The sequence below is a fragment of the uncultured Ruegeria sp. genome, assembly GCF_947500045.1.
GTDB lineage: Bacteria > Pseudomonadota > Alphaproteobacteria > Rhodobacterales > Rhodobacteraceae > Ruegeria.
On record NZ_CANMQQ010000003.1, the window covers coordinates 221,400 to 233,967 of the forward strand.

A 12,568-nucleotide genomic window follows, 5' to 3' on the forward strand; every position below is an offset into this window, starting at 1 on the left:
TTTGCAATCAGTTGCATTTCACGATACGCGAACATCATGGATTCAGCCTCTGCACTTGCCAGTCGGAATCAGCATCCTGCCGTTTCCACTGAAACCTGTCATGCAGCCTGAAGGCACCGTCAGCCCAGAATTCAACCTCGACAGGCGTTACTCGATACCCCCCCCAGAACTCAGGGCGAGGCGGATTAGGACCCAGCTTTGCTGTCACCTTGGCCACCTCGGCCATCAGAGACGTCCGGCTCTCCAAAGGTTGTGACTGCCGCGAGGCCCAGGCCCCCAGGCGGCTTTTGAGCGAACGCGAAGCATAATACTCGTCCGCCTGTGGCCCATCTTCTTTTGTGACTATACCACGAACACGAATTTGACGCCGCAAAGATTTCCAATGCATCACGAAAGCGGCCTTATGAGAGCTGTCCAGCTCCTGCGCCTTGGCACTGTGGTAATTCGTATAAAAGACAAACGCGCCTTTTTCGATATCCTTCAGCAAAACCATGCGGGCGTTCGGTAAACCATCTGAGTCCACGGTTGCCAAAGCAATCGCGTTAGGATCATTCGGTTCGGTCTTTTCCGCCTCAGCCAGCCACCGACCCGCAATTTCAAACGGATCAGCCCCGGCAAAGATGCCATTATGCTCGTTCATTTCCATCCCCTGGAAATAATTAACCCGACCCTAAGGCGAGAACCCGCTGCGAGCAAGAGCGCATGGCCTTGAAGCAGGACAATCAATGGCATAAACCAACCGGATACAACGCGACGACAGGCGGAGAACCGAAGATGTCAAATCAGTTGATGGCCGGAAAACGCGGCCTCATCATGGGACTGGCCAATGACAAATCAATCGCATGGGGAATAGCCCGCGCCTTGTCCGATGCCGGGGCCGAATTGGCCTTTTCCTATCAGGGGGATGCCCTGAAAAAACGCGTCGATCCACTGGCCGCACAATTGGACAGCGAAATTGTATTGCCCTGTGACGTCAGCGACGAAGATTCGGTTGATGGTCTGTTCAACGCGCTTGAACAGAAATGGGGCAAATTGGATTTCGTCGTCCACGCGATAGGGTTTTCTGACAAGAATGAGCTGCGAGGGCGCTATGTCGATACATCGCGCGCGAATTTCAAACTGACAATGGACGTCTCGGTCTATTCGTTTACCGCCGTTATGCAGCGTGCCGAAAAGATGATGAACGAAGGTGGTAGCGCAGTCACCCTGACCTACTACGGTGCCGAACAGGTCATGCCCCACTATAATGTGATGGGTGTTGCCAAGGCAGCGCTTGAAGCCTCTGTTAAATATCTGGCCGAAGATCTGGGCAAAGACGGCATCCGCGTCAACTCGATCTCGGCGGGGCCAATCAAGACGCTCGCCGCCAGCGGCATTGGCGATTTCCGCTATATCATGAAGTGGAACGAGTATAACTCGCCCCTGCGCAGGAACGTGACAATCGACGATGTCGGGAAATCGGCATTGTATCTGCTGTCCGACCTCAGCAGCGGCGTGACAGGTGAAAACCTGCACGTGGATTCGGGCTATCACATTGTCGGCATGAAAGCAGTCGACGCGCCGGACGTTGAAAAAGGGTAAAAGACCATGAGCGCCAAGGACCGTCTGCCGCACGAAAAAGGCTTCCACATTAGCTGGGATCAGATTCATCGCGATTCGCGCGCACTGGCCTGGCGTCTGGATGGGCAAGGGCCCGACGATGGCGCTTGGCGTGCGGTGGTGGCGATCACCCGTGGCGGCATGGCCCCAGCAATGATCGTCAGCCGCGAACTGGATATTCGCAAGGTCGATACCGTCAGCGTGAAATCCTATCATCATCAATCGCAGGGAGAGGCAGAGGTTCTCAAGGCCCCCAATGCCGATCTAATGGGCGATGGAACCGGCATCCTGATCATCGACGATCTGGTCGACAGCGGCAAAACGCTGGAACTTGTCCGCGAGATGTATCCCAATGCCCATTTCGCCACCGTCTACGCCAAACCCAAGGGTCGCCCGTTAGTGGATACCTTCATCACCGAGGTCAGCCAGGACACCTGGATCTTCTTCCCATGGGACATGGCGTTGCAGTATGTCGAGCCCTACAGAGGCACTGACTGACCCTTATCCTGTTCAAAAATACCTCGGAGCGCGAGGCGGAGCCTCGCGGTAAAAACGGTTCTGCCATGGCTCAGACACGCACCAGCACCACTTTCCCCCCTCCGGTGATGGAGGCACGGCGTTGGCTCGAAGGGGTAGAATTCCCGGCAGACCGCCCGCTGATCAATGTCAGTCAGGCGGCCCCGGTCGATCCGCCCCCGTTAGCGCTGCGGCAAGCTCTGGCCGAATTCACGGTAGAACAGGACAACGCGCATCTTTACGGCCCGGTTCTGGGCAATGACGATCTGCGCACCGAACTCGCAGCTCAAATCAGCGAACATTACGAAGCAACGGTTTCCGCAGAACAGGTCGCTATCACTTCTGGCTGCAATCAAGCATTTGCCGCCGTGATCTCGGCGATCACCAACCAGGGGGCCGAAGTGATCTTGCCAACTCCTTGGTATTTCAATCACAAAATGTGGCTGGATATGGCCGGGGTCAAAACCATCGACCTGCCCACAGGTGATGATTTGCTGCCCGACCCCGACAAAGCCCGCGCCCTTATAACGGACAACACCCGGGCTATTGCTTTGGTTACGCCAAACAACCCCGGCGGAGTTGAATACCCCTCGAATCTGGTGCGCCGCTTCTATGACCTTGCGCGGGAAACGGGGGTTCGTTTGTTGGTTGACGAAACCTATCGCGATTTTGACAGCCGCACCGCTGCACCGCATGACTTATTCCAGCAGCCGGGCTGGGAAGATACATTTGTCCATCTCTATTCCTTCTCGAAAGCCTACCGTCTGACCGGGCACCGGGTGGGTGCGATTGCCACCGGGACCCTGCTGTTGGCTGAGATTGAGAAATTTCTGGACACAGTTGCGATTTGCCCCGGCCAAATCGGTCAGTTTGCTGCGCATTGGGGGATGCAGAACCTGTCCCAATGGGTTGCAGGCGAGAGGGATGAGATTCTTGACCGGAGGGCCGCCATTGCCGAAGGAATGCCTCGGCTCGAGGCGAAGGGCTGGCGTCTTCTGGGGTTGGGCGCATACTTTGCTTATCTTGAACACCCCTTTGACATCCCGTCCGATGAATTGGCCCGGCAACTGGTCATCGAGTCGGGCATCCTGCTGTTACCCGGCACCATGTTCATGCCTGCGCACGACACCGCCGGAAAGCGGCAGGTTCGCATTGCATTCGCCAATCTCGACCGCGCGGGAATCACGCAGTTGTTCGACCGATTGCAGGCCCTGTCCTTCTAAGCTTGCCCCTCGGCTGCACGCATCGTATTCAGGGCCGCAACCGACAGGGCACACACTTGCCCACACAATCAAGAGGGCACCATGGCCGCAGGCATGAAAAACCTTTCCAAAACCTTTGTCTGGATTCTCATGGGTCTTCTGATGCTGGGTCTTGCCGGCTTTGGGGCCACCAGCCTGACCGGAACCGTACGCACCGTTGCGCAGGTCGGAGACGAAAGCGTCTCGGTAGACACGTATTTCCGTGAACTTCAGCGCGAAATCCGCGCAATCGAGGCGCAAACCGGGCAATCAATGCAGATTTCGCAGGCGCATGATCTTGGTCTCGACCAACTTGCCCTGTCCCGCTTGATTGCTTTGGCAGCGCTTGACAACGAAGTTGGGCAGCTTGGCATCTCAATCGGTGACGAAAACCTTCAGAACGAGATCGTGCAGATTCCGGCGTTTCAAGGCGTGAATGGCACATTCGACCGCGAAGCCTATCGCTTTCAGCTTGAGCAGGTCGGCATGACCGATTCCGAGTTCGAATCGGACCTGCGCAAAGAATCCGCTCGCACCATCGTTCAGGGCGCTGTCATGAGTGGCGTTGAGATGCCCCGCACCCTGACCGAGGCACTGTCGAACTATGTGCTGGCCCGCCGCAGCTTTACCGTAGCGACCCTGTCCGCCGACGCATTAGAGACACCTGTCACAGAACCGACAGACGCGCAGATTCAAGCCTTCTACGACGAGAACGGCGATCTTTTCACCCTGCCCCGGACCAAACAACTGACCTACGCCATTTTGTCGCCTGAGATGCTGTTGGATACGGTGGAAATCGATGAGGAATCATTGCGCCGCCTCTATGATCAACACGCCGAGCAGTACTCCCAACCCGAACGCCGTCTGGTTGAACGCCTGCCTTATCCCAGCGAAGAAGCCGCGACCGAAGCGCTGGCGCAACTAGAGGTCGGCGGGGCTGATTTCGAACAGTTGGTGCGCGCGCGCCAGCTAGAGCTAAGCGATGTCGATCTGGGTGACGTCACCCGCGAAGACCTGGGCGATGCTGCTGATGCCGTATTCGCGGCTGAAATTGACGACGTAGTCGGCCCGCTTCCAACAGTGTTCGGCCCTGCCCTGTTCCGGATCAATGGATCGTTGGCCGAAAACAATGTCAGCTTCGAAGATGCCGAACCAGAGCTGCGAGATGAGCTCGCCTCAGACCGCGCGCGCCGTCAGATCGAAGCACAGGCCGAAGACATCAATGACCTGCTTGCAGGTGGTGCGACACTCGAAGAACTGGTCGATGAAACCGAATTGGAACTGGGCCAGATCGACTGGACCCAGCAAAGCGATGATGGTGTCGCAGCATACGATGGCTTTCGCGCAGCCGCTGAAGCTGTACAAGACGGTGATTTCCCCGAGGTGGCATTCCTTGAAGACGGTTCAATCTTTGCCATGCGCTTGAATGAAGTATTGCCACCGCGCCCTGAACCGCTGGATAGCGCCCGCGCGCGTGTAGTGGCAGCCTGGGTTCAGGCCGAAACCGGTAAAGCGTTGCAAAATAAAGCCAATACTGTTCTGACACAACTGGCAACAGATGGTGATTTCGCAACCACTGGTCTGCCCTTCCGCGTTGAAAACGCACTGACACGAACCGCTTTCCTAGAGGACGTGCCAGTGGGTTTCATGACGCAGGTTTTTGAGATGGAACCGGGCGAGTTGCGCGTCATTCCCGGTGAAGGAGCCGTCCAGATCGTGCGCATGGATGAAGAGTTACCGCCAGCGGATACTGACGAACAGCGTCAGATGCAGGACGCGCTGGCCGCGCAGCTTGATCAGGCATTGGCACAGAACATCTTCGACATCTATGTGCGGAACGCCCAGACACGCGCGCGCCCGGTGCTGGATCAGCAAGCGCTGAACGCTGTACGGGCAAGTTACTAAAAGAGACCGCACATGGCCCTGACCCCGGATTTCGACAGTTTCGCGCGCGCCTATGACGCGGGTGAAAATCAGGTTGTCTATACCCGCCTTGCCGCTGATCTGGACACGCCGGTTTCGCTGATGCTGAAACTGACGGCCACCCAGAAAGATGCCTTTATGCTCGAGTCGGTGACCGGTGGGGAAGTGCGCGGGCGCTACTCGATCATCGGCATGAAGCCCGATCTGGTCTGGCGCTGCCATGGTGAGGTCTCGGCCCTGAACCGGTCGGCCCGGTTCGATGCCGAAGCGTTCCAGCCGCAAGATGGCAACCCGATGGACAATCTGCGCGCCCTGCTGGCCGAAAGTCGCATCGCGCTGCCGGATGATCTGCCTCAGGCGGCCGCCGGGCTGTTTGGGTATCTGGGATATGACATGGTGCGGCTGGTGGAATACCTGCCCGACGTAAACCCCGATCCGCTGGGCCTGCCAGATGCCATCATGCTGCGCCCTTCGGTGATCGCCGTGCTGGATGGCGTTAAGGGTGAGGTCACGGTTGTATCTCCTGCATGGGTCAGCGAGGGCCAATCCGCCAAAGCTGCTTATGCGCAAGCCGCCGAACGCGTGATGGATGCTGTGCGTGATCTTGAACGCGCCATGCCTGCTGAAACGCGCGATCTGGGCGACGCGATTGAGGTTGGTCCGCCGGTATCCAACTTTACCAAGTCGGGCTATATGGAGGCCGTTGATAAGGCCAAGGAATATATCCGCGCGGGCGACATCTTTCAGGTGGTTCCGGCACAACGCTGGACGCAGGACTTCCCGCAGCCGCCCTTTGCGCTCTACCGCTCATTGCGGCGTACAAACCCGTCGCCCTTCATGTTCTACTTCAACTTCGGCGGCTTTCAGGTCGTGGGCGCGAGCCCCGAGATCCTTGTGAGGGTCTTCGGTGACGAGGTTACCATCAGACCCATTGCGGGCACTCGTCCACGCGGGGCCACGCCTGAGGAAGACAAAGCGAATGAGGTCGATCTTCTGGCCGACAAAAAAGAGCTGGCCGAGCACCTCATGCTGCTCGATCTTGGTCGTAACGATACTGGTCGGGTCGCAAAGATCGGGACTGTGCGCCCGACCGAAGAATTCATCATCGAACGCTACAGCCACGTGATGCATATCGTGTCGAACGTGGTTGGTGAACTGTCTGAGGACAAAGATGCGCTCGATGCCTTCTTTGCAGGGATGCCTGCCGGGACGGTCTCGGGCGCGCCCAAAGTGCGCGCGATGGAGATCATCGACGAGTTGGAACCCGAAAAGCGGGGCATCTATGGCGGTGGTGTCGGATATTTCAGCGCAGGTGGCGATATGGATATGTGTATCGCCCTACGCACGGCCATCGTGAAGGATCATAAGCTTTATATTCAGGCAGGCGGTGGCGTGGTCTATGACAGCGACCCCGAGGCGGAATATATGGAAACGGTCCACAAATCGAATGCCATCCGGCGCGCAGCGGCTGATGCGGCGCGATTTGCGGGCAGCGGGAACAGCTGATTGAGCGGCGGCGTCTCCAGGCCGCCTATCCGTCAGGATCCTGAATCGTCCTTCTGAACTTCGCTCAGCATCACTGCTGAGACCGGTGCCATCGCAACCCGGCTGCCACGATCCTCCAGCCCCCACAGCAACAGGGCCGAGATCGTCTCGGGGCGCAGGCGGCCCAGCATCACAACTGCGCCTTCCTGCCCGGCGCGGAATGCGGCCTGATCCAGAAACCGCCGCATGATCTTGGGATCTTGCTTGGCGCTGTCGAAATCCCGAAATACGACGCTTGATGGAACACCATTGCGGGCGGCAAGCTTTTGCACGGTGTTCAGGCCATTGTCCTGTACTATCAGGCCACGCCCCGTATCACCGGCAATGGCGGCAACCTGATCGGCCAGCTTTCGATTGCCCTGAATACCAGTTCCAACACCTTCCAGAATGCCAACGGTATGAGGCAACTCATCCAGCCAAACAGACAAGGACACTTCTGCATCCTGAGCACTGGCAGCTTCGTGCATATCGATCAGGGCCAGCACCTCAAATCCTGCTTCGCGATGGCGCGCCATCTTTTCGGCCGCATCTGGGTCTGAGGGGCTGACAGCAAAGCTCAGCGGGTACGGGAAATCCTGAAGGGCTTCAGCCCCAAAAGCCCCCTCATCGTCAATCAGGATAATCGACATCAAAGGCTTGGCTTCGGGGTTCTCAAAAGCCGCTGCATGGGTTTCGATTGGCCTTGCGACCACTTCGGGTGTTACCTCGGCTTGCTCCACCGGTGCGTCATCCCTGTCGGTCAACGGCACGACACGTTTGCCGATCAACGAACCTGAACTTGTTGACCCATCCCCGCCGATCTGAGGCAATGCCAGAACGCGCGGCTGACGGACAGGTCGGGTATCTTCTTCGCCCTCAACTGCAATCGGGTTATCCACGGGCACGTTTTCAGCTTCCGGTGTGTCGGCTGCGACTTCCGGCACCTCTTGGGTCTCGGGCTGCACCGCTGCAATCTGGGGCGATTGTTCGATCGGTGCTTCTGCTACCACTTCCGGTTCTGGCGTCTTTTTGGGCTCCGGCGGTGGTGGTGCGGCGGCAGTGATCGCCGGTTCGGCTTCGGGTTGCGGCGCTTCCGGTTCGGCAAGTGGGACTGGCGGCGCTGCAGGTGCATCTGTTTGAACAGTCACCGCCTGCGACGAAATCCCTGCAGGAGCCGCAGCCCCGGAAGGGGTCTCACCCGCTTCGGGCCGTGCGCCAGGATCAAGTTCAATACCGGCCAAGCCATCCAGAGAATCGGACGATACATCAGGGCTTTCAGGTCCCGATAGCGGCAATTCCACTAGATCGGCATCAGCACCGGCTTCATCAGCTTGCGCCTCCACCGGCGCAGGCGCCGCTGCCACCTCGGGCGCGGTTTCCACCACTTCAGGTTTGCGTGACAAAGGCGTGCTCAGTGACAGGACCGCACCAAGAGCCAAAACCGAGACCGCCCCGGCGATCAATCCACCGTAAAATCCGCCCATCGAATTCTCGCCTTTCGCGTTGTTTCGTGCCTCATCCACCCATACGCCATCTTCCGCGGCGCTCACCTGCGCTGCGCCAAGTTGGGTATGTCCTCTTGACGCTGCCGCACAAGCCTGAGCATGTATGTCCCGACATTATACCGCGCTCAAGGGCTGCATCGCCAGCCTGAAATGCCTATAAGAAGATAAGTACTCAAATGCTGCTGCTGATCGACAACTATGACTCGTTTACCTACAACCTCGTTCATTATCTGGGTGAGCTTGGTGCAGAGATGGTCGTGCGCCGGAATGACGCGCTGGATGTGCAGGAAGCAATGGCCATGAACCCCGCTGGTATACTGCTAAGCCCCGGCCCTTGCGACCCGGATCAGGCGGGCATCTGCCTGGCCTTGACGGAAGCTGCTGCCGAGACACAGACGCCGTTGATGGGCGTCTGCCTTGGCCATCAAACCATCGGTCAGGTCTTTGGCGGTAAGGTCGTGCGGTGCCATGAGATCGTGCATGGCAAGATGGGCACAATGAACCATACCGGCAAAGGCGTGTTCGCTGGTCTGCCTTCACCGTTCGAGGCCACCCGGTACCACTCGCTGGTTGTCGAACGCGAAACCCTTCCCGATTGCCTTGAGATCACCGCAGAGCTCGAAGATGGCACAATCATGGGTCTGCAGCACAAGGCGCTTCCGATCCACGGCGTTCAGTTCCACCCGGAATCCATCGCCTCCGAACACGGTCATGCCCTGCTCAAAAACTTCCTGAATGAGATGAAAGTCCCCGCATGAGCGACGCCCTCAAACCGCTGATCGGTGCTGCGGCCGATCGACCTCTGACCCGTGCCGAGGCCGAACAGGCCTTTGGCATCCTGTTTGACGGTGCCGCGACACCCAGCCAGATCGGCGGATTGCTGATGGCGATGCGCACACGCGGTGAAACCGTGGACGAATACGCCGCTGCCGCTGCCGTGATGCGTGCAAAATGCAATGCGGTAAAGGCCCCAGCCGGTGCGATGGATATCGTCGGCACAGGCGGCGACGGCAAGGGTACACTGAACATCTCAACCGCGACAGCCTTTGTGACGGCAGGTGCCGGGGTCACGGTAGCGAAGCACGGCAATCGGAATCTGAGTTCGAAATCCGGCGCTGCGGATGCTCTGGGTCAGCTTGGAATCAACGTGATGGTCGGGCCAGAAGTTGTTGAAAAAGCACTACAAGAAGTCGGGATCGGCTTTATGATGGCCCCGATGCACCACCCGGCGATTGCCCATGTCATGCCCTCACGGCAAGAGCTTGGGACACGCACGATCTTCAACATTCTGGGTCCGCTGACCAATCCCGCTGGTGTGAAACGACAATTGACCGGTGCCTTCAGTCGCGACCTGATCCGCCCGATGGCCGAAACACTTGGCCTGTTGGGCGCAGAGCATGCCTGGCTGGTGCATGGATCAGATGGCACCGATGAGCTGACAATCACAGGTGTAAGCTGGGTCGCATCCGTCGAAAATAGTGTTGTCAAAGAGATCGAGCTTCACCCGGAAGACGCAGGTCTGCCGGTGCACCCGTTCGAAGATATCATCGGTGGCACACCGGAAGAAAACGCCATCGCGTTCCGCGCTTTGCTGGACGGGCAGCCATCAGCCTATCGCGATGCGGTGCTGCTGAACTCTGCCGCAGCCCTTGTCGTCGCTGACGCCGCCAGCGATCTGCGCGAAGGCGTCGCGATGGCGCGCGACAGCATCGACAGCGGCAAGGCGCGGGAAAAGATCAACGCGCTGGCACGCATAACACAGGAAGCCGCATGACCGAGACCGTTCTGGACAGGATCAAAGCCTACAAGCTGGAAGAAGTCGCCTCAGACAAAGCACACAAGTCTCTGGAAACATTGGAATCCGAGGCCCGCAACGCGCCAGAAGTACGCGGGTTCGCCGATGCTCTGCACAGCGCCGCGCGTGATGGCTATGGTTTGATTGCCGAGATCAAGAAGGCCAGCCCCTCGAAAGGTTTGATCCGCGAAGATTTCAACCCACCCGCGCTGGCTCGGGCCTATGAAGCAGGTGGTGCTGCGTGCCTGTCTGTGCTGACCGACACACCCAGCTTTCAGGGCGCTAAGGAATTTCTAACCGAGGCGCGCGCGGCCTGTTCCTTGCCTGCACTGCGCAAGGATTTCATGTATGACCCCTATCAGGTGGTTGAGGCGCGCGCATTGGGTGCGGACTGTATCCTGATCATCATGGCGTCGGTCGAAAATGCACAGGCCGCCGAGCTTGAACAGACCGCCTTTGACTGGGGTATGGATGTTTTGATCGAAGTTCATGACGCCGAAGAACTGGAACGCGCAACGCATCTAAAAAGCCCATTGATCGGAATAAATAACCGTAATCTCAAGACCTTCGAGACAACTCTTGATACAACGCGCCACCTGTCGAAGCTTGTTCCAGCGGATCGCACCATTGTGTGCGAAAGCGGGTTGAGCAATCCGGCCGATCTGGCCGATATCGCCCGCTATGGGGCGCGTTGTTTTTTGATTGGCGAAAGCCTGATGCGGCAAGATGACGTGGCCTCGGCTACCCGAACGCTGTTGACCAATCCGCTTATTCCCGGAGTGATGTAGATGCCACTGACCCATTTCGACGCCCAAGGTCAGGCGCATATGGTCGACGTCTCGGACAAATCAGTGACCGACCGCGTTGCAATCGCTGCAGGTCACATCAAGATGGCACAGGAAACCTTTGATCTGATTTCAGAAGGTCGCGCCAAGAAAGGCGATGTTCTTGGCGTCGCGCGGCTTGCTGGGATCATGGGTGCGAAGAAGACGCCCGATTTGATTCCGTTATGCCACCCCTTACCGATCACCAAAGTCGCGGTGGAACTGACGTTGGACCCGGATCTGCCCGGCGTACGGATCGAGGCGACCGTCAAGACCTCGGGCCAGACCGGGGTCGAGATGGAGGCTTTGACCGCCGTATCCACCGCTGCTCTGACGGTGTATGACATGACCAAGGCTGTCGATAAGGCCATGGAGATTGGTGGTATTCGCGTCCTTCTGAAAGACGGTGGTAAATCAGGGCGTTACGAAGCGACATGATTTCTGTCGAAGACGCCCGCGCCCTCTTGTTCGACCTTGTTTCTCCGCTGCCTGCCGAGACCATTCCATTGATCAAGGCCCCCGCCCGGGTGCTGGCGCACGATGTTGCGGCCACGCGCGATCAACCACCCTTTGCGGCCTCTTCGATGGATGGCTACGCGGTCAATGCGACCGAAGTCGAACTGCACGCCATGTTCAAAGTGGTTGGCGAGGCCGCGGCAGGCCAGCGGTTTGAAGGCACTATTGGGCCCGGTCAGGCAGTCCGTATCTTCACCGGCGCGCCGGTACCCGAGGGCGCAGATTTTATTGTCATTCAGGAAGATGTCGACCGGCGCGGAGACCTGATCACCATCACGGATGCGCCCGGCCAAAAGCCCAATATTCGCCCCGCCGGAGTTGATTTTGCCGTGGGCGCTCAGATTACTGCACCACGACGGCTGCGCCCCGAAGATATTGCGTTGATGGCAGCGATGAACATAGCCTCGGTCCCGGTAACGCGGCAACCTGTGGTGGCGTTGATCTCAACCGGAAATGAACTGGTGATGCCCGGTGAGACACCCGGGCCCGATCAGATCATCGCCTCGAACACCTTTGGCCTCAAGGCGTTACTGGAAGAAGCTGGTGCGCATGTGCGTGTGCTACCAATCGCGCAGGACACCGTCACCTCCCTGGAAACGGCCTTCGGTCTGGCACAAGGCGCTGATCTGGTTGTCACCATCGGCGGGGCCTCGGTAGGTGAATACGATCTGGTCGCCGATGTGTCAGAATCGCTTGGAATGGAACGGTCGTTTTATAAAATCCGCATGCGCCCCGGCAAACCGCTGATGGCTGGTCGCTTGGGTGATACGGCGATGGTCGGCCTGCCCGGAAACCCGGTCAGTGCCATGGTCTGTGGCTACCTTTTCCTAATCCCGATGGTCCATCGAATGTTGGGGATTGAACAGGTTCTCAACCCGTTCCGGCGCGCGCTGCTATCGGCCCCGCTTACAGAAAATGGCCCACGAGAGCATTATATGCGAGCCGTTCTGGACGACGATGGTATTCGCGCTTGTAACGATCAAGACAGCTCGCTTCTCAGCGTTCTGGCGCAGTCCAATGCACTGTTGGTGCGCCAGCCACATGATCCGGCACGCGACGCGGGGGACGAGGTCCTTTACCTGCCCATTTAGCAAATCCGTTGACACAAAACGTGAACATGCGTAG

At 58.2% G+C, this 12,568-nt stretch carries 12 protein-coding genes; 10 read left to right on the forward strand and 2 right to left on the reverse strand.

Annotation, left to right across the window (positions count from 1 at the left end; genetic code table 11):
* Window positions 1-34 precede the first annotated feature (34 nt).
* Entirely contained in the window at window positions 35-640 is a 606-nt protein-coding gene (gene pdxH / locus Q1B46_RS06980; protein WP_299946247.1) for a pyridoxamine 5'-phosphate oxidase, read from the reverse strand.
* 134 nt (window positions 641-774) lie between these two features.
* Here pdxH and fabI point away from each other — a divergent pair, with 134 nt between their 5' ends.
* From fabI to trpE, 5 genes are all read left to right on the forward strand, one after another.
* The gene (fabI, locus tag Q1B46_RS06985) at window positions 775-1,581 is read left to right on the forward strand and encodes an enoyl-ACP reductase FabI (protein ID WP_299946250.1); all 807 of its coding nucleotides are present in this window, start codon (window positions 775-777) and stop codon (window positions 1,579-1,581) included.
* A gap of 6 nt (window positions 1,582-1,587) precedes the next feature.
* Window positions 1,588-2,097, forward strand: a complete 510-nt coding sequence (gpt, locus tag Q1B46_RS06990) for a xanthine phosphoribosyltransferase (RefSeq protein WP_299660598.1) — start codon at window positions 1,588-1,590, stop codon at window positions 2,095-2,097.
* Window positions 2,098-2,162: 65 nt separating this feature from the next.
* Window positions 2,163-3,338 carry an aminotransferase gene (locus Q1B46_RS06995; protein WP_299946254.1) on the forward strand — a complete coding sequence of 392 codons (1,176 nt, stop codon included), beginning with the start codon at window positions 2,163-2,165 and terminating at the stop codon, window positions 3,336-3,338.
* A gap of 81 nt (window positions 3,339-3,419) precedes the next feature.
* Window positions 3,420-5,261 (forward strand): peptidyl-prolyl cis-trans isomerase, encoded by a 1,842-nt coding sequence (locus Q1B46_RS07000; protein ID WP_299946257.1) that lies wholly within the window; start codon window positions 3,420-3,422, stop codon window positions 5,259-5,261.
* Between the two features lie 12 nt (window positions 5,262-5,273).
* Window positions 5,274-6,785, forward strand: a complete 1,512-nt coding sequence (gene trpE / locus Q1B46_RS07005; RefSeq protein WP_299946260.1) for an anthranilate synthase component I — start codon at window positions 5,274-5,276, stop codon at window positions 6,783-6,785.
* Between the two features lie 32 nt (window positions 6,786-6,817).
* Here the strand turns inward: trpE and Q1B46_RS07010 are convergent, their stop codons facing one another.
* Window positions 6,818-8,353, reverse strand: coding sequence for a polysaccharide deacteylase family 2 protein (locus Q1B46_RS07010; RefSeq protein WP_299946263.1), 1,536 nt, complete (start codon window positions 8,351-8,353; stop codon window positions 6,818-6,820).
* 131 nt (window positions 8,354-8,484) lie between these two features.
* Here Q1B46_RS07010 and Q1B46_RS07015 point away from each other — a divergent pair, with 131 nt between their 5' ends.
* The 5 genes from Q1B46_RS07015 to glp are packed head-to-tail and all read left to right on the forward strand — an operon-like array spanning window position 8,485 to window position 12,534.
* The gene (locus tag Q1B46_RS07015; RefSeq protein WP_299946265.1) at window positions 8,485-9,066 is read left to right on the forward strand and encodes an aminodeoxychorismate/anthranilate synthase component II; all 582 of its coding nucleotides are present in this window, start codon (window positions 8,485-8,487) and stop codon (window positions 9,064-9,066) included.
* The gene (gene trpD, locus Q1B46_RS07020) at window positions 9,063-10,082 is read left to right on the forward strand and encodes an anthranilate phosphoribosyltransferase (protein ID WP_299946268.1); all 1,020 of its coding nucleotides are present in this window, start codon (window positions 9,063-9,065) and stop codon (window positions 10,080-10,082) included. The genes Q1B46_RS07015 and trpD overlap by 4 nt, the downstream gene beginning before the upstream one ends.
* On the forward strand, window positions 10,079-10,891 hold the full coding sequence (gene trpC / locus Q1B46_RS07025; RefSeq protein WP_299946269.1) for an indole-3-glycerol phosphate synthase TrpC: 813 nt from the start codon (window positions 10,079-10,081) through the stop codon (window positions 10,889-10,891). Before trpD ends, trpC begins: the two co-directional genes overlap by 4 nt.
* The gene (moaC, locus tag Q1B46_RS07030; RefSeq protein WP_299946271.1) at window positions 10,892-11,365 is read left to right on the forward strand and encodes a cyclic pyranopterin monophosphate synthase MoaC; all 474 of its coding nucleotides are present in this window, start codon (window positions 10,892-10,894) and stop codon (window positions 11,363-11,365) included.
* A complete protein-coding gene (glp, locus tag Q1B46_RS07035) occupies window positions 11,362-12,534 on the forward strand; it encodes a gephyrin-like molybdotransferase Glp (protein ID WP_299946274.1) in 1,173 nt (390 codons plus the stop codon). The genes moaC and glp overlap by 4 nt, the downstream gene beginning before the upstream one ends.
* Window positions 12,535-12,568: the final 34 nt, after the last annotated feature.

Coding starts and splice junctions, on each gene's coding strand:
- glp (WP_299946274.1), top strand. CDS start 11,362: ATGATTTCTGTCGAAGACGCCCGCGCCCTCTTGTTCGACCTTGTTTCT.
- trpC (WP_299946269.1), top strand. CDS start 10,079: ATGACCGAGACCGTTCTGGACAGGATCAAAGCCTACAAGCTGGAAGAA.
- pdxH (WP_299946247.1), bottom strand. CDS start 640: ATGAACGAGCATAATGGCATCTTTGCCGGGGCTGATCCGTTTGAAATT.
- gpt (WP_299660598.1), top strand. CDS start 1,588: ATGAGCGCCAAGGACCGTCTGCCGCACGAAAAAGGCTTCCACATTAGC.
- trpD (WP_299946268.1), top strand. CDS start 9,063: ATGAGCGACGCCCTCAAACCGCTGATCGGTGCTGCGGCCGATCGACCT.
- Q1B46_RS07015 (WP_299946265.1), top strand. CDS start 8,485: ATGCTGCTGCTGATCGACAACTATGACTCGTTTACCTACAACCTCGTT.
- fabI (WP_299946250.1), top strand. CDS start 775: ATGTCAAATCAGTTGATGGCCGGAAAACGCGGCCTCATCATGGGACTG.
- moaC (WP_299946271.1), top strand. CDS start 10,892: ATGCCACTGACCCATTTCGACGCCCAAGGTCAGGCGCATATGGTCGAC.
- trpE (WP_299946260.1), top strand. CDS start 5,274: ATGGCCCTGACCCCGGATTTCGACAGTTTCGCGCGCGCCTATGACGCG.
- Q1B46_RS07000 (WP_299946257.1), top strand. CDS start 3,420: ATGGCCGCAGGCATGAAAAACCTTTCCAAAACCTTTGTCTGGATTCTC.
- Q1B46_RS06995 (WP_299946254.1), top strand. CDS start 2,163: ATGGCTCAGACACGCACCAGCACCACTTTCCCCCCTCCGGTGATGGAG.